This window comes from Chryseobacterium foetidum, from assembly GCF_025457425.1.
In the GTDB taxonomy this organism is placed as follows: Bacteria; Bacteroidota; Bacteroidia; order Flavobacteriales; family Weeksellaceae; genus Chryseobacterium; species Chryseobacterium foetidum.
In genome coordinates, this window is the sequence record NZ_JAMXIA010000001.1 from 2564325 (window position 1) to 2581184 (window position 16860).

Consider the following 16860-nt stretch of genomic DNA (forward strand, 5'->3'; position numbering starts at 1 on the left):
AAAATTATTGTTTTTTGTTGCCATTCACTGCATTTTCAATGACAGCAACATTGGTTTTAATGCGGACTAAATATCTGTTTAAAATATTATCTTCATCAATTGTAAGTGATTTCCGCAGTTTCTGAATCTTTCTGTAAGATTTCTGCATGCCCTTGAGCTGTTTGTCTTTAGCGCTTTTATTTCCGGCATCGATTGCATAGAGATAATTCTGAAGACTGAATTTTAAAACAGAAACTTCTTCATTAATCTCTTTTTTAGAGAATACAGGAAATGTTGACAGTAGATTGCTGATTTCTGCAGCATTGGCATTTTCAGATATTTTCACCGAAAAATCTTCGCCGGTATTTGCTTTTTTCTCAGTAATTCCTGTTGCTATGGGTGAAGTGTTTCCTTTCTCAGTAGCACAGGATCCAAAAACAATAATAATTAATGCAGATAAAAAGAATTTTTTCATTTTTGCTCCTTTTGATAAAGGATTGGGTTAAGACTTTCATCATTGTACATTTTCATCTGTTTGTACACTTTCATCCTAACATTCCCGTTCTCAATATCCAAAAGAAGCTGATCTATTGAAACTGAAAGATCTACTTTCTGAGTAAGAAGTACATCCAATTTAATCTGACAGTTTGCCCTATGCTCTTCAGATGCAGTATCTCTGTTTGCTTCCAAAGCCATGTGATAGACTTTAAGTGCTAAAATAGATAATCTGTCTACAGCCCACGCTGGAGTTTCAGTATTAATTTTTGCATCTGCTTTAGGAGAAATATCCTGATATTTATCTAAAAACCAACTGTCTATAAATTCTACTAGGTCAGTACGCTGTTGGTTTGAAGCATCTATTCTTCTTTTAAGTTTTAAAGCTTCAACAGGGTCTATATTTTCGTCTCTGACAATATCTTCAAAGTGCCACTGAACGGTATCAATCCAATTCTTTGCATACAAAATACGTTCCAAACTGTTGAGTTCATAAGGATTGTTGATTGGGGTATCTACGCTATCTAAAACATGATAGTCTTCAATACTCTGATTGAAGACTTTCCAGGCTGTCTCGGTGAAATTCATAAGGAAATCTTCTTAGTTTACAGTAGTATTGCTGCTGTTTGTAGTGGGATTTTCTTTTTTAACCTCAGTAGTTTTGTCCTCTTCCTTTACAGAATCTTTAAATTCTTTAATACCAGATCCTAAACCTCTCATAAGTTCCGGAATCTTTTTTCCTCCGAATAGTAACAGAACTACAAGGATCACGATAATCCAATGCCAGGCGGCAAATGGAGTTAATATTGTTAATGTATACATGTCTAAAATTTTTACAAAGTTAATCTTTTTTTAATATGAAATCCATCCCAATGGATCTACCGGTGTTGTACCGTTCCAAACCTGAAAGTCAAGTGTATAAGCTCCATCAAAATCCTGACCAACTGCTCCAACAGACGATCCTGCCGATACCTGCTGCCCTTTCGATACACTAACGCTCGAAAGATTTGAATAGATTGTAAAATACGCTCCGTGTTTTACAATCACTGTTTTTGTACCATCGTTATTGGCAATCACAGAATTCACGCTTCCCGGGAAAACAGCTTTTGCTCTTGAACCTGCCGGTACTGAAATTTTAATTCCGCTGTTTTCTTCTTTTATATTTTTAAATACAGGATGCTGTTGAATTCCAAATCTATGGGTAATCTGACCTTTATCTACCGGGAAACCAATTTTTCCTCTGTTTTCGGCAAAATTATTTCCTGCGATACCTGATGAAACTCCAAAGTTGGTGTAAGCTTTTGTTTCAGCAACTTTCTTTTCGTCTTCTTTTTTCTTGTCTAATGCAGCTTCGGCGTCTCTCGCAACTTTCAACTTATTTGCGGCCTCTCTTGCTTTTTCGTTGGCTTCGTCTGATGCTTTTTTAGCGGCAACTCTTCTTTCTTCATCTCTTGCATTTGCGGCAGCTTTGGCAGCATCAGCAGTACGTTTTCTTTCTTCTTCTTCTCTTTTTGCAGCGAGCTCATTTGCTTTTTTGGCTTCGGCTTCTGCTATTTTTCTTTCTCGTTCTAAAGCCTCAGCTCTAGCTTTATTTTCCGCTTCAATTCTTGCTTTTTCTCTTTCAGCAGCTATTTTAGCAAGACGTATCTTTTCAGCTTCTGCTTTCTTTCTCGATTCTTCTTCTGCTTTCGCTATTCTGATTTCTTCAGCAATAATCGATCTGATCTGTCCTTCCAAAGCTTTAGAGCGTGTCTGTTTTTGCTTCAGTTCAGCACTCAGAACACCTTCATTCTTTTTAAATTCTGCTACAAGCTGTTCTTTCTGTTTTCTTTCCACCTCAATTGTAGAAAGATCTTTTTTCTGGTTCACCAGAAGATTTTCTTTGGCATCAGCTGACCTTTTCTTAGATTCAACTGATTTTTTAAGTTCTACTGCAGCATTTGTGATTTCTGCTGCTTTTTTGTCCTGATAATCGGCATATTGCTTTAAATATTGAACGCGTCTTAAAGCTTCGCCCAGATTTTTTGAAGATAAAATAAATGTTACTTTATTTTGAACTCCTTTATTTTTATATGCTTTTACTAAAACTTCAGCATAATTTTTTCTTAAAACACTCAGTTCTTTATTCTGGCGGTTGATTTCAAGCTGACGAAGGTAGATTTCGTTTTCAATAAATTTCTTTTCCTTCTGTGTGTTGTTGTAAACCTTCTCCCTCAGAGCCAGTTTTTGATTGACATTCGTTAGATAAGATACAGAAAGTTTAGATTCATTTCTTGTTTTTGCCAGGTCTGAGTTAATCTGTGCAATCTGCTTTTTTAAATCTGCATTTTCCTTCTGCAGCTGTTCTTTATTTTTCTGAGCATTTGCAAATCCGAAGATTAAAAAACTCAATATGAGACTGATTCTTTTGATCATTTGATTTCAATTTTCTTGTAGGAAGACGGTACAGAATATGGTGTATCCATCCTCGAAAAAACAAAATTCGTATTTTCTAATAAAATCTGACTGTTTTTGCTTCCTTTTATAATTATTTTAACATTCTTTGGAAGCTTTACATTGTTCGGCTGCGTTTCCCAGTTTGAATATACGATTTCTACTGCATCATCGGATTTCACATCTTTCAGTTTTACATCAGTCAGATTATAATCCTCTGAATACTGGAGATTTAATTTGTATTCCCGCTCACCACCGGCAGTCGTAAATTTTAGATTCTGAATGGATTCCATCTGGTATCCCTGCATGTTTTTGGTGATTTTTGAGTTTCTCCCGCTGATGGTAAAAAATGTACGACCGATAAGCAGTTTTTCCAGATTTTTATAGTCGAAAAAATTGACGTTTAAAAGATTATTCAAATATTCAAAATCAGAATCGATATAATTTTTATTGTATCGATCCATTGCTTTTATCCCATCAGGAGTAATAATTGCTCTTGCAGCCGGGATTATCAAAAAGGAAATGTTTGACCATATTTTTTTATCAGTTTCAATATAAATTGTGGCGTCTAATGGACTCACACGGATATTATCAGCAGTAATTTTACTTGTGATTTTTAAATAATCAAACTTTTCATGAAGATAAATTTTTTCATAAAAATTAAGACGGTCACCTACGTTTTCAGCAGCGTCTACAGGATCCCTGGAATCAGGATTTTTGACAGTTAAACTGTCGGAATTCAGCGCTGTGTCATTCGCAGCTTTTCTCGATTTACAGCTGAAAATGAAGAGAGTAAGTATGATTAAAGGAATCCATTTTTTCATATTAAAATTTGCTAAAACTTTGCAATATTAACGCCAAACCACACAAAAGATTTTGTGTGGTTCGGAAATTATTTGTTTAAAGATAATCATTTTAAACTGATTGGTGCGGGGAAAAATCAAGAACAGAAAAATCACCCAAAGAGATTTCTCTCGCCACACCAAAATATTGTGCCGAATTTCCGATCATTGAGTTGGAAAGATTTCCGTGATTGATCTTCGTATTCTCTTGAATTAACGAGTTCTCAATATTAGAATTTACAACTTCTGTATTATTTCCCAAAGAAACCCCAGGCCCGATTTTAGAGTTTGAAATTTTCACGTTTTCACCAATAAAACATGGCTGAATAATCAGTGAATTTTCAATTTTAGCAGATGCAGGATGTTGGGACATTGCTTCTCTTTCATACTCCAGAATTTTTGAATTGGTCTCTACAGTTGCGTTTTTATTACCACAATCCATCCAGTCATTTACTTTACCTAAGCTGAATTTTCCACCCTTCGCTCTCAGGTTTTCCAAAGCGGTTGTCAATTGGTATTCTCCACCGTTTTTAATGTCATTATCCATGATATAATTGATTTCAGACATTAGTTTTTCAGCAGAATTAAAGTAGTAGATTCCGATAATCGCAAGATCTGAAACGAATTCTTTTGGTTTTTCAACGAAATCTGTGATAAAACCATAGTTGTCTAATTTTACAACACCAAAAGCAGAAGGATCTTCTACGCTTTTTACCCAGATAACACCGTCCGCATTTTTATCTAAAATAAAATCTGCGCGGAACAAAGTATCAGCATAAGCGATCACTACATTTCCTTCCATTGAAGCTTCTGCACATTTCAGTGAATGCGCTGTTCCCAATGGTTCCAGTTGATGGTAAATGCTGCCTTTTGCACCTAATTTTTCTGCAATATTCAATAATGATTTTTCAATTTCAGGACCGAAATCTCCGATAATGAAAGCAACTTCTTCAATTTCCTCTCCGGCAACTTTAGCAATATCTTCTACCAATCTCTGTACAATTGGTTTTCCTGCGATAGGAATTAATGGTTTTGGTACGGTTAAAGTATGTGGGCGTAGTCTTGATCCACGACCGGCCATTGGAACTATTATTTTCATGTGTTGATTTATTATAAAGTTTAATGTTTAATTAAGATTTTCTGAGAATTTTATTGATCATCGTTCTCTCGTTGTAAACCAGGAATCCGATAAAGAAGAGAAATAAACCATTTCCGATAAAGTAATTTGTACGGAAAAAGTAAAACGAAATCATCGAGATAGCCACCGAAAAAACAATATAAATCCCGATTTTTGTTATGTTATAATGTATAGGATATTGAATTCTGCCCCAAATGTAAGAAATTACCATCATACTTCCATACGTGGTGAGTGCAGCAATGGCACTTGCCCAATAACCGTACTTTGGAATGAATAAAAAGTTGATGAGAATTGTAATTGCTGCTCCGATTAAGGAAATATAAAGCCCAACTCTTGTTTGGTCAGATAATTTATACCAAATCGAAAGATTAAGATATATTCCTAAAAATAACGCGCCCAGCATTACAAAAGGAATGATTTCAATGCCTTCAAAATACATAGGATCGCCTAAATACTTTTCTGAAATCCACTGCAAATTGACCATTAATCCTGCAAAAATCAAGCAGTTGCATATGACGAAAACATCCATCAAAACCGCATAAGTTTTATGATTGTTTTTATCCTTAAAACTTGAGAAAAAATAAGGCTCGATACCTAATTGATAAGCTTGCCTGAAAACGGTAATGAAAGTAGCTATTTTATACACCGAACCGTAGACGCCTATTTGATGTTTAGCCTGATTTTCCGGTAAAAGAAATTTTAAAAACTGTCGGTCTAAAGTCTGATTAATAATTCCCGCTAAGCCTGCTACCATTACTGGCCATGAATAATTCATAATTCTTTTCCAAAGTGGAAAACTGAATTTTTTAAAACTGAAATTCACAAATTCCTTTCCTACAATTGCCAATGTGATTATGCTTTGAACCAAATTGGCAATGAAAGTATAACCAACTCCAATCTCAGGGTCGTATTTTAATCCTAAAATTCCATCAGGATATTCCGGAAGAATTACAATAAAGAAATAGGTTAATGCAAAGTAAACAAGTGAGCCAATAACTTTGGAAAGTGTGTATAAAACAGGTTTTCCTTCAAGCCTCAAAACCGCCGATGGTATAGTTGAAAATGCATCAAACGTCAAAATAAAAAGAAACATCACGAGATAGTTGACCTGATCGGGAGTTTCGAAAGCGTTTGCTAAATCCTGTCTGAAGGTATATCCTAAAATTAAATAAATGAAACCTATCGCCAAAATACTCATCGAGCACGTAGAAACCAGAGTTTTCTTATCAATTTCCTTTTCCTGTGCAAACCGGAAAAATGAAGTCTCCATACCGTGTGTAAGGAAAACCGTAATTACGCCTGCGATTGAATACCAATCTACAAAAGGTGCTGCAGCTGAAGGACCATACGCATTGGTAATAATAGGTGCAACTAAGAACGGGAAAATTCTTACCAATACCGAACTCAACCCATAAACCGCGGTTTGCCCAAATAATTTTTTATACAATTTTAGGTTTTTAAAATGCAAATGTAAATATTAGAAATCATAATTTTCAGATTGATGCTTAAAAATCATTTCTGAAAATATTAAATTTGTGAAATATAAAATCTCAATTCTAAAAGTAATTTATGATAATCCTTATAAAAAACGCCCAAGTCGTCAACGAAAATCTGGTCTTCGAAAGTGATATTCTGATTGAAAATGATTTGATTTCAAAAATTTCAAAAAATATCTCTGAAGAAAATGTTGACCGGATTATCGACGCCTCCGGAAAATATCTTTTGCCTGGAATTATTGATGATCAGGTGCATTTCCGTGAACCGGGATTGACTCACAAAGGCGACATCGAATCTGAATCACGTTCTGCAATCGCAGGCGGAACTACGAGTTTTATCGAACAACCCAACACAGTTCCGAATGCTGTAACTCAGGAATTGCTGGCTGATAAATACGAAATCGCTTCTCAAAAATCATTCGCCAATTACGGTTTTATGATGGGCGGAACGAATGATAATTTAGAAGAAGTTTTAAAAACAAATCCAAGAAATGTTCCCGGAATCAAATTGTTTTTAGGTTCGTCAACCGGAAATATGCTCGTTGACAATCCTGAAACTCTGGAAAATATTTTCAGCAATACCAAAATGCTGATCGCCGTTCATTGCGAGGACGAAGCAACCATCAGGGAAAATACTCAAAAATATCTGGATGAATATGGTGAGGATATTCCCGTGAAATTTCATCATCTCATCAGAAGTGAAGAAGCTTGCTATAAATCTTCATCAAAAGCAATTGAACTGGCAGAAAAAACAGGCGCGCGTTTACACGTTTTCCATTTGTCAACAGCGATTGAAACAGGACTTTTCAGAAATGATATTCCTTTAAAAGATAAAAAAATTACAGCGGAGGTTTGCGTTCATCACCTGACTTTCACCAATGAAGATTACGATACAAAAGGCGGATTAATCAAATGGAATCCTGCTGTAAAAACACAAAAAGATAAAGACGGACTTTGGGAAGCTTTGCTTGACGACAGAATCGATGTCATCGCCACCGACCACGCGCCACACACCTGGGAAGAAAAACAAAATGTTTATACAAAATGTCCTTCCGGAGCACCCTTGGTTCAACATTCTTTGGTTGTGATGTTGGAAAATTTCAAAAACGGAAAAATTTCGCTTGAAAGAATCGTTGAAAAAATGGCTCACAATCCTGCAATTCTGTTCAGAATTGAAAAGAGAGGTTTTATAAGAGAAGGATATAAAGCAGATTTGGTTTTGGTTGATTTAAATCAAAACTGGACCGTTGAAAAAGAAAATATCCTGTACAAATGTGGCTGGAGTCCGTTGGAAGGAATGAATTTCAGTTCTAAAGTCACTCATACTTTCGTGAACGGAAATCTGGTTTATGACAACGGAAAAATTAATGAAGAAAAATTCGGGGAGCGATTGCTTTTTGAAGTTCAGGAATAAATTAAAAAGGCTGCATAATCGCAGTCTTTCTTTTGTTTCTCGCAGATTAAGCAAATTTAGCAGATGATTGCGTTTGAAAATCTGCTTTATCAGCTTAATCTGCGAGAAAAATATTTTAATTAAAAGACTGCCGAAATTCCAACGGTGACATACTCGTTTTCTTTTTGAAAAGTGTAGAAAACGACTGCGAATGTTCAAATCCCAGTTCATAAGCGATTTCACTTACCGATAATTCTGTGGTTGAAAGTTTCTCCTTCGCCTTGCTGATAAGCTTTTCGTGGATATGTTGCTGTGTATTTTGTCCTGTATGAACACGCAAAAGGTCGCTCAAATAATTCGGAGAAAGATTCATCGCTTCGGCAATGTGATGAACCGTCAACAATCCTTTTTCGGAAGATTCTTTCTCGAAATAATCATTCAGAAAAGTTTCAAACTTCGTCAAAAGCTGATGACTCCCACTTTTTCTGGTAATGAACTGTCTTTCATAAAACCGTTTGGAATAATTCAGCAACAGTTCAATCTGCGACAAAATAATTTCCTGCGTGTGCTGGTCGATGTGCTGACATTCCTTATCAATTTTATTTAAAATTTCCAGCAAATCATTTTCCTCATCTTCAGAAAGATGCAGTGCTTCATTTACGGCATACGAGAAAAATCCATAAGACGAAATGGTCGTTGCCAAAGGCTGTTTCAGCAGAAAATCCTCGTGAAAAATCAACAGATAACCTGTGTTTTCACAATCCATCGTCTTCAAATCCAGATATTGCACCTGATTTGGTGCCGTAAAACTCAAAACACCTTTGTCATAATCGTAATGTTGCTGGCCATACCTCATTTTTCCGGTCGCATTCCGTTTGAGCGCAACGCAGTAATACCGGCTCACAAAACCCTTCCAAACCTCATCTTCAATAAAGACACTTTCAGAAAGATTGATAACACTGACCATCGGATGTTTCGGCTCCGGAAGCGACAGTAATCTGTGAAAAGCGGAGATGGATTTTATCGTGTTCATAACTTAAAATTCTAAATATTAAAGGTAATAATTTGACTCGAACAACTTTGTTAGGTTTGGGCGCCTTTATCCGTCTTCCACTCCCGCTTTTTTGCTCGTCGTACCTCCTCACAAAAAGAGCTCCGTTCAAGCCGGGGCGCGATCGTATTGCGTTTTAAACAAACCTTCAAGGTTTCAAAAACCTTGAAGGTTTAATATTTTTTAAATTAAAATTCGTGCATTTGTGGCAAGAACTAATAATCCAAAAGTCCCATCCCAAACTCATCATAAGTCGCTCCGGTATCTGTTCCCAAAGGTACAATACTTTCCAGCTTGTGAATATCAGCTTCGCTCAGTACGATTTTACTGGCTTCAATATTCTGTTCAAGATAAGTTCTGCGTTTCGTCCCCGGAATCGGAACAATTCCTTTGCTGATAATCCACGCCAAAGCCAGTTGGGAAGAAGTGATTTCTTTTTCCTTTGCCATATTTTCAATCGCTTCCACGAGTTCAATATTTTTATAAAAATGCTCCTCCTGAAATCTCGGAATTGCTCTCCTGAAATCATTTTCTGCCAAATCATCAATCGAACGGATTTGTCCCGACAAAAATCCTCTTCCCAGCGGAGAATATGCCACGAAACCAATTCCCAGTTCGTTTAAAGTTTTAATAACACCTTTTTCTTCAACCGTTCTTTCAAACAGAGAATATTCACTTTGAACAGCCGTAATCGGATGAATTGCGTGCGCTTTTTTCACAGTTTCAGAAGAAACTTCCGACAGACCAATGTACCCGATTTTTCCCTCTTTCACCAAATCGCTCATCGCTCCAACCGTTTCTTCTACAGGAACATTTTTATCAAGACGATGCATATAATACAGGTCGATGTAATCTGTTTTAAGATTTTTCAGCGAACGCTCAATCGATTTTTTCACATAATCTTTTTGTCCATTGATTTTCCACGTAATCTGTTCGCTGTCATCAATTTCCCAACCGAATTTCGTTGCAATAATATATTCATTGCGGTTTCCTTCAATGGCTTTTGCGATGAGTCGTTCATTTGTAAAAGGCCCCTACAAATCGGCGGTGTCGAGAAAATTTCCGCCCAATTCCAGCGAACGGTGAATGGTGGCAATCGCTTCTTTTTCGTCGTGCTTACCGTAAGTGTCGGCATCTCCAAAGCTGGTCATTCCCATACATCCCAAACCGATATTAGGGACAACTAATCCCTGACTTCCTAATTTTACCTGATTCAATTTCATAATGTTGATTTTTATTGATACAAAATTCGGCAGAAATCACAAGTCTGATGTATGCAAAATGAAGATTGTCGTATGCAAATTACAGATTGTATTCGCATTGACTTTTAAAATGTTAAAATACTATTTAGAATCATTCAAAATATGATAAAAGTCAGTTATTTTTTTGTCATATGAAATTTTCTTTTTAATTTTACCTAACAAATGTTAGTTAGTTTATGGATTTTGCAGTTGAATACTTAAAACTCGACCAATTGAGAGCGCTTCAGTCCGAAAGATTGAAGGATCTGGTGGTTTATCTTGAAGAGAAATCAGATTTTTATAAAGAAAAATTTGATGAAGCAGGAATTTCCAATCAGGACATCAGGACAATTGAAGATATTTCGAAACTTCCTATCACGTACAAACAGGATTTAAGAGATAATTATCCGTTTGGATTATTTACAGTTCCCAAAAATGAGCTTCAGAGAATTCACTGTTCAAGCGGAATAACAGGAAAACCGACCGTAGTAGGTTACACAGAAGAAGATGTAGATCTTTTCAGTGAAGTTGTTGCAAGATCTTTAAACGCAGCTGGAGCAAAACCGGGAATGCAACTGCACAACGCTTATGGCTACGGAATTTTCACAGGAGGTTTAGGACTTCATTACGGAGCAGAAAAATTAGGAATGAGCGTTCTTCCAATTTCTGGTGGGATGACTTCAAGACAGGTTGATTTAATTATCGATTTTCAACCAGAAGTTCTTTGTTGTTCACCTTCTTATGCTTTAACCATCGCTGACGAATTTGCAAAAAGAGGAATTTCTGCAGATGAAATCAGTTTAAAATACGCTGTTTTAGGTTCAGAACCGTGGACGGAAATCATCAGACATCACATCGAAGAAAGACTGGGTGTTCACGCAACCAATATTTATGGTTTAAGTGAAATTATCGGCCCAGGAGTTTCGATGGAAGATTTTGAGGAGAAAGGAGGATCTTACATTTGGGAAGATCATTTTTATCCTGAGATTTTAGATCCGGTTACCAAAGAACCGCTTCCTTATGGAGAAGAAGGCGTTTTGGTCATCACAACTTTGACGAAAAAAGCAATGCCGCTTCTACGTTACTGGACGAACGATATTACAAGTCTGTACTACGATGAAAATGCCAAAAGAACGATGGTTAAAATGAAACCGATTCTTGGCAGAGCCGATGATATGCTGATTGTGAGAGGTGTAAATGTGTACCCAAGTCAGATCGAGGAAGCTTTTTCTCATGTGAAAGGCGTTGTTCCAAATTATTATCTTACGCCGATTGAGAAAGAACAAATGTGTATTGGATTGGATATTGATTTAGAAATCGATGATGAATTAGTTGCCGAGGAAAATTTAAATATAAATTCAGATGAATATCTTATTTTCGCAGGGAATTTTGGGGAAAGCATCGAAAACGAAATAAAAAAGAGGGTAGGAATTACCACGAAAGTGAAAATCCATGCTCAGGACAGCTTACCGAAATGCGAAGGTGGAAAAATTAACAGAATACTAAAGACAAAATGAATTCATTTTATAAATTAAAAACGGTAAAAGTTCAGAAAGATACCAATGATGCGGTGAATGTTGCATTGGAAATTCCTGAGGAGCTGAAAGATAAATTCAGGTTCAAACAGGGGCAGTATCTGAATTTTAAACTGATGGTCAACGGTAACGAAGAGCGCCGTTCTTATTCTATCTGCAATGCGCCGAGCGAAAAAAGCAATACGCTGGAAGTTTTGGTAAAGCTTTTGGAAGGTGGAAAAGTTTCAGGATATTTCAATGAACATCTTCACATGGATGAGGTTTTGGAAGTGATGCCTCCGATGGGTGGTTTCAATACTTCTTATCATCCGACCAACACAAAGACTTATGTTGGATTAGCAGCAGGAAGCGGAATCAGTCCTATTCTTTCCAATTTGAAGGAAAGTTTGTATCAGGAACCTAATTCGAACGCGTATCTTTTTTACAGCAACAGAAGCATGAATCATGTGATGAAAAAAGCTGAAATCGATAAGTTGGTTGAGCAGTTTAACGGAAGATTAAAAGTCGTTTATCTGGTTAGCCGTGAAAAACACGCAGACCCGATTTTTGAAGGAAGAATTTCTCCTGAAAAACTGGATCATTTATTTGAAAGATATACCGACATCGACGTTAAGGAAGCAACTTATTTTATATGTGGACCTTCTGAGATGATCAAAGGGATTTCAGATTATTTAAAGAAAGACAAAAAAGTTCCTGCAATTCAGGTTTTGTTTGAATATTTCTCGGCTCCGGACGAAGAAGATTCTGCGGAAATGAGCGATGAATTCAAGGCAATTGCCAATATTGAAAGTATGGTAACGGTGATTATTGATGATGATGAATATTCTTTCCATTTAAATTCAAAAAAAGAGAGTATCTTAGATAAAGCATTGAAAGACAATCTTCCTGTGCCTTTTGCCTGCAAAGGAGGAGTTTGTTGTACGTGTAAAGCGGAAGTTCTCGAAGGAGAAGTTTTCATGGAGAAAAATTTCGCACTTACCGAAGACGAAGTAGCCAGAGGTTTTGTTCTGACTTGCCAGTGTCATCCGACGACGAATGTGGTGATGCTAAATTATGATGTTTAAATAATTTGAAAATGTGCTAATTTGGAAATTTGAAAATGCCTTCATTGGGTATAAATTTTCAAGTTGTCAGACTTTTATAATAATTTTCAAATTAACTAATTCTCAAATTTTCAAATTAAAAGATTATGGATTTAGAAAAATTCGTACAATACGTACACGACGAAAATAAAGTAGAACCGAAAGATGTAATGCCCGATGATTACAGAAAATTATTGGTTCGCCAGATTTCACAGCACGCACATTCTGAGATTGTCGGGATGTTGCCGGAAGCGAACTGGGTTTCAAGAGCACCTTCTTTGAGAAGAAAAATGGCGCTTTTGGCTAAAGTTCAGGATGAAGCAGGTCATGGTTTATACCTTTATTCTGCAACCGAAACGTTAGGAAACGGAACCATCAGAGCCGACAGAGATGCGACTTACGAAGATATGTTGGAAGGAAAGGCAAAATATTCAAGTATTTTCAACTATCCGACGTTAAGCTGGGCAGATATCGGTGCCATCGGCTGGTTGGTTGATGGTGCTGCGATTATGAATCAGGTAATGTTGATGGGGAATTCTTACGGTCCCTATTCAAGAGCGATGGTGAAAATCTGTAAAGAAGAATCTTTCCATCAAAGACAGGGTTATGAGATTCTGATGGCACTTTGCCGTGGTACAAAACAGCAGAAAGAAATGGCACAGGCTTCGTTAAACCGTTTCTGGTGGCCGGCTTTAATGATGTTTGGCCCGAATGACGACAGTTCGCCCAACTCTAAAATCTCTATGAATTACAGAGTAAAAAGAGAGAGCAACGACAGTCTTCGTCAGAGATTTATCGACGTTACTGTTTCTCAGGCTGAATTTTTAGGCTTAACCGTTCCGGATAAAGATTTAAAATGGAATGAGGAAAGACAACATTACGATTTCGGAGAACTTCCTTGGGCAGAATTCATGGAAATCTTAAAAGGAAACGGACCTGCTAACAAAAAAAGACTGCAGACTAAAGTAAAAGCACAGCAGGAAAACCTTTGGGTAAAAGAAGCGGCGAAAGCTTTTGCGGAAAAGCAGAACGAAAAGGTAAATTAAATAAATTGGTGATGAAAATTTTGATTCAAATATTTTTAGTTCTTCTTTTTATTGGATGTCAGTCCAAAGAAGTCAAAAACTATGAATCGAAAATTTTAGGAAAGTGGATTTTTGCAGAAGAATATTTTATTACAAGATATAATGATGAAGGATTTGAAGAACCTCCACCTCCGCCAAGAGAGCGTTTAGGTTACAATTTCTTTTCAAAAGACAGTTGTGAAACCAACTTTTCATTTTTTAAAATTAATGATACTACGAAAATAAATTTTAGAGGGCATTATTCAGATATTGCAAATTTGGGCAGAAAAACTGCTTACAAAATTGAAAATGATTCTTTGAAAATCTTTAATAGGTCATTTAATAGATGGGAATCATTTTACATAATGAATCTCGATAGTAATAATATGGTATTGAATAATCATAATACCATAATTCAAAAGTTTGCCAGAGTTATCAAAAAATAACGATAAAAATAATTCAAAATCAAAAATTTAGAATTTAAAATAAAAAAATAATGAGTCAATTAGATATGTGGGAAGTGTTTATTCAGACTAAACCGGGATTATCTCACAAACACGTTGGAATTGTACAGGCACCAACAGCAGAAATGGCTTTGCAAAACGCAAGAGACGTTTATACAAGAAGAAAAGAAGGAACTTCTGTTTGGGTTGTTCCAAGTAAATATATCGTGACTTCGGAAGGAATTGATAAAGAAGCTTTCTTCGATCCGGCTGATGACAAACTGTACCGTCACCCGACGTTCTACGACATTCCAAACGATGTGAAAAATATGTAAAACAGCGATTGGCTGTTAGCTGCTGGCAATTGGCCAAAAGCTAGACGCCAAAAGCCAAAAGCTAAAATAATGAATCCATTATATAATTATTTATTAAAACTTGCAGACGACAGTTTCATTATGGGACAGCGTTTGTCTGCGTGGTGCGGCGAAGGTCCATATCTGGAGGAAGATATTGCATTGACAAACATTGCTTTGGATGAGCTTGGTCAGGCGAATAACTTTTATGTTTACGCTTCGAGAGTTGCCGATAACGGAAAAAGCGAAGATGACTTGGCTTTCCTGAGATATGAGCACGAATATCTGAATGCACACTGGACAGAACTTCCCAACGAAGATTATGCTCAGACCATTTTGAAAGTGTATGTTTTTTCGGTGTATCAGAAATTGATGTATGAGGCTTTGTCGAATTCAACAAATGAAGAACTTTCTGCCATCGCTCAGAAATCTCTGAAAGAAGTAAGATACCATTACACTCACGCTGCGTCATGGATGAAAATTTTCGGACAGGGAACAGAAGAAAGCAAAATGCGTTTGGAAAGATCCATTGAAAATATTTGGGAATACACGAAAGGTTTATTCGCAAAAACAGAAGGTGAAGATGATTTAATTGCTTTAAATATCGCTCCGGATACTGATGCTTTGTACGAAGATTTTGTTTCTATAACCACCAAAGATTTTGCAGATTTCGGTTTGGAATATCCAACAAATCCTTTCATGCAGCCAAAATCAAGAACAGGTTATCACACGGAATACTTTGGATTTATCCTTTGCGAATTGCAGTATATGCAGAGAGCGTATCCTGGTTGTACGTGGTAAAAATCAATGAGTTAATTTGAAAATTAGAGAATTTGAAAATTAAAAGCGACGCATCATTTTCAAATTAGCACATTTTCAAATTTTCAAATTAATTATGAAAAATCCTTTAGAAATATTAGAACTCGTCCCCGATCCGGAAATTCCGGTAATCAATATTGTGGAATTGGGCATTGTAAGAGAGGCAAAAGTTACGAGCGAGAATTCTTGTGAAGTAACGATTACGCCGACTTATTCTGCCTGTCCCGCCATGTTTACCATTGAGGAAGACATCATCAAAATCATGAAGGAAAACGGATGGGATGCGAAAGTAGTCACCAAAATGTTTCCTATCTGGACGACAGACTGGATTACAGATGAGGCTAGAGAAAAACTCCGTGTTTACGGAATTACACCTCCCGAAAAAGGAGCCGACGAAAATCACATCGGGAAACCAAAAAAATGCCCACGCTGCGGTTCGATGAATTCCAAGCAGATCAGCAGATTCGGGTCTACTTTATGTAAGGCTTCGTATCAATGCTTAGACTGTCTGGAGCCGTTTGATTATTTTAAATGTCACTAAATAATTTGAAAATCTACTAATTTGAAAATAAGTAAATTAGTATTGAAATCAGAATTTTCAAATTGACTAATTTTCAAATTAAAAAATTAATGCTATGTACACACAACTCGATATCGAAACCCATTTTGAAGGAAAACTAAAAATCGCTTACCTCAATCAGCCTGACACGATGAATGCTTTAACCAAGCCATCTTTGGGAGATTTGAAAGATTTTATAAAAGAATGCAGCAACGACCCGACAGTAAGATGTGTTGCAATTTCGGGTAGGGGAAGAGCATTCTGTTCCGGTCAGAATCTGGATGATGCTTTTGTACAGGGAAATGATCATCACGACGATGATATTATCAGAAGAATCGTGACTGATTATTACAATCCTCTGGTGCTTGAAATTACCCGTTGCAAAAAACCTGTCGTTGCTTTGGTCAACGGTCCTGCAGTCGGTGCCGGTGCCATGTTGGCATTGATTTGTGATTTCGTTTTAGCCAACAATAAAGCCTATTTTGCTCAGGCATTCTCCAATATCGGATTAATCCCTGATACAGGCGGAACGTATTTCTTACCTAAGTTATTGGGAAGACAATTGGCAAATTACCTTGCGTTTACAGGCAAGAAATTATCTGCTGAAGAGTCAAAATCTTATGGTTTGGTTGCTGAGGTCTTCACCGAGGAAGAATTCAATTCAAAATCAATGGAAATTTTAGAAAAAGTTTCAAATATGCCGACCGTTGGTTTGAAATTAACCAAAAAAGCTTTCGCTGCTTCTTATAATAATTCATTGAAAGATCAGTTGGAACTCGAAGGAGATTTACAGCAGGAAGCCGCTGAAACAGAGGATTTCAAGGAGGGTGTAAGTGCATTTTTAGAGAAAAGAAAACCGGAATATAAAGGAAAATAAAAAACTTGTATCATGTAAGAAAGTATAATGTACAACGTACTTTGAAATTTTTTACATCAT

Annotated in this window: 18 protein-coding genes and 1 pseudogene; 9 read left to right on the forward strand and 10 right to left on the reverse strand. The window is 36.5% G+C overall.

Going from position 1 to position 16860, the window contains the following annotated elements; translation table 11 throughout:
- Positions 1-4 precede the first annotated feature (4 nt).
- From NG809_RS12025 to NG809_RS12055, 7 genes are all read right to left on the reverse strand, one after another.
- A complete protein-coding gene (locus NG809_RS12025) occupies positions 5-454 on the reverse strand; it encodes a hypothetical protein (RefSeq protein WP_262150949.1) in 450 nt (149 codons plus the stop codon).
- Positions 451-1062: a DUF4254 domain-containing protein gene (locus tag NG809_RS12030; RefSeq protein WP_262150951.1), complete on the reverse strand. Its 612-nt coding sequence runs from the start codon at positions 1060-1062 to the stop codon at positions 451-453. The genes NG809_RS12025 and NG809_RS12030 overlap by 4 nt, the downstream gene beginning before the upstream one ends.
- A gap of 12 nt (positions 1063-1074) precedes the next feature.
- On the reverse strand, positions 1075-1296 hold the full coding sequence (locus NG809_RS12035; RefSeq protein ID WP_262150953.1) for a twin-arginine translocase TatA/TatE family subunit: 222 nt from the start codon (positions 1294-1296) through the stop codon (positions 1075-1077).
- Positions 1297-1326: 30 nt separating this feature from the next.
- Complete coding sequence (locus NG809_RS12040) at positions 1327-2889, reverse strand: murein hydrolase activator EnvC family protein (RefSeq protein ID WP_262150955.1); 1563 nt, start codon at positions 2887-2889, stop codon at positions 1327-1329.
- The gene (locus NG809_RS12045; protein WP_262150957.1) at positions 2886-3731 is read right to left on the reverse strand and encodes a DUF4292 domain-containing protein; all 846 of its coding nucleotides are present in this window, start codon (positions 3729-3731) and stop codon (positions 2886-2888) included. The genes NG809_RS12040 and NG809_RS12045 overlap by 4 nt, the downstream gene beginning before the upstream one ends.
- Positions 3732-3822: 91 nt before the next feature.
- On the reverse strand, positions 3823-4848 hold the full coding sequence (locus NG809_RS12050) for a sugar phosphate nucleotidyltransferase (RefSeq protein WP_262150960.1): 1026 nt from the start codon (positions 4846-4848) through the stop codon (positions 3823-3825).
- A gap of 31 nt (positions 4849-4879) precedes the next feature.
- Complete coding sequence (locus NG809_RS12055; RefSeq protein ID WP_262150961.1) at positions 4880-6334, reverse strand: lipopolysaccharide biosynthesis protein; 1455 nt, start codon at positions 6332-6334, stop codon at positions 4880-4882.
- A gap of 122 nt (positions 6335-6456) precedes the next feature.
- Between NG809_RS12055 and NG809_RS12060 the strand changes: the two genes are divergently transcribed.
- Positions 6457-7797, forward strand: coding sequence for a dihydroorotase (locus NG809_RS12060; protein WP_262150962.1), 1341 nt, complete (start codon positions 6457-6459; stop codon positions 7795-7797).
- A gap of 115 nt (positions 7798-7912) precedes the next feature.
- Here the strand turns inward: NG809_RS12060 and NG809_RS12065 are convergent, their stop codons facing one another.
- The 3 genes and pseudogenes from NG809_RS12065 to NG809_RS12075 all read right to left on the reverse strand — a co-directional run bounded on the left by NG809_RS12065 (position 7913) and on the right by NG809_RS12075 (position 10050).
- Entirely contained in the window at positions 7913-8809 is an 897-nt protein-coding gene (locus NG809_RS12065; protein ID WP_262150964.1) for a helix-turn-helix domain-containing protein, read from the reverse strand.
- A 233-nt stretch (positions 8810-9042) separates the two neighbouring features.
- Positions 9043-9840 (reverse strand): annotated as a pseudogene (locus NG809_RS12070) (aldo/keto reductase); the annotation flags it as partial.
- Positions 9841-9861: 21 nt separating this feature from the next.
- Positions 9862-10050, reverse strand: coding sequence for a hypothetical protein (locus NG809_RS12075; protein ID WP_262150966.1), 189 nt, complete (start codon positions 10048-10050; stop codon positions 9862-9864).
- 215 nt (positions 10051-10265) lie between these two features.
- Here NG809_RS12075 and NG809_RS12080 point away from each other — a divergent pair, with 215 nt between their 5' ends.
- From NG809_RS12080 to NG809_RS12115, 8 genes are all read left to right on the forward strand, one after another.
- On the forward strand, positions 10266-11585 hold the full coding sequence (locus tag NG809_RS12080) for a phenylacetate--CoA ligase family protein (RefSeq protein WP_262150967.1): 1320 nt from the start codon (positions 10266-10268) through the stop codon (positions 11583-11585).
- Positions 11582-12667, forward strand: coding sequence for a 2Fe-2S iron-sulfur cluster-binding protein (locus tag NG809_RS12085; protein ID WP_262150969.1), 1086 nt, complete (start codon positions 11582-11584; stop codon positions 12665-12667). Before NG809_RS12080 ends, NG809_RS12085 begins: the two co-directional genes overlap by 4 nt.
- A 125-nt stretch (positions 12668-12792) precedes the next feature.
- The gene (gene paaA / locus NG809_RS12090; RefSeq protein ID WP_262150971.1) at positions 12793-13731 is read left to right on the forward strand and encodes a 1,2-phenylacetyl-CoA epoxidase subunit PaaA; all 939 of its coding nucleotides are present in this window, start codon (positions 12793-12795) and stop codon (positions 13729-13731) included.
- Positions 13732-13742: 11 nt separating this feature from the next.
- Positions 13743-14195 carry a lipocalin family protein gene (locus NG809_RS12095; protein ID WP_262150972.1) on the forward strand — a complete coding sequence of 151 codons (453 nt, stop codon included), beginning with the start codon at positions 13743-13745 and terminating at the stop codon, positions 14193-14195.
- A gap of 50 nt (positions 14196-14245) precedes the next feature.
- Positions 14246-14527, forward strand: coding sequence for a 1,2-phenylacetyl-CoA epoxidase subunit PaaB (paaB, locus tag NG809_RS12100; RefSeq protein WP_034703047.1), 282 nt, complete (start codon positions 14246-14248; stop codon positions 14525-14527).
- 12 nt (positions 14528-14539) lie between these two features.
- Positions 14540-15346, forward strand: coding sequence for a 1,2-phenylacetyl-CoA epoxidase subunit PaaC (paaC, locus tag NG809_RS12105; RefSeq protein ID WP_262152574.1), 807 nt, complete (start codon positions 14540-14542; stop codon positions 15344-15346).
- Between the two features lie 94 nt (positions 15347-15440).
- Positions 15441-15905: a 1,2-phenylacetyl-CoA epoxidase subunit PaaD gene (gene paaD, locus NG809_RS12110; protein ID WP_262150978.1), complete on the forward strand. Its 465-nt coding sequence runs from the start codon at positions 15441-15443 to the stop codon at positions 15903-15905.
- Between the two features lie 94 nt (positions 15906-15999).
- Positions 16000-16800 carry an enoyl-CoA hydratase-related protein gene (locus NG809_RS12115; RefSeq protein ID WP_262150980.1) on the forward strand — a complete coding sequence of 267 codons (801 nt, stop codon included), beginning with the start codon at positions 16000-16002 and terminating at the stop codon, positions 16798-16800.
- Positions 16801-16860: the final 60 nt, after the last annotated feature.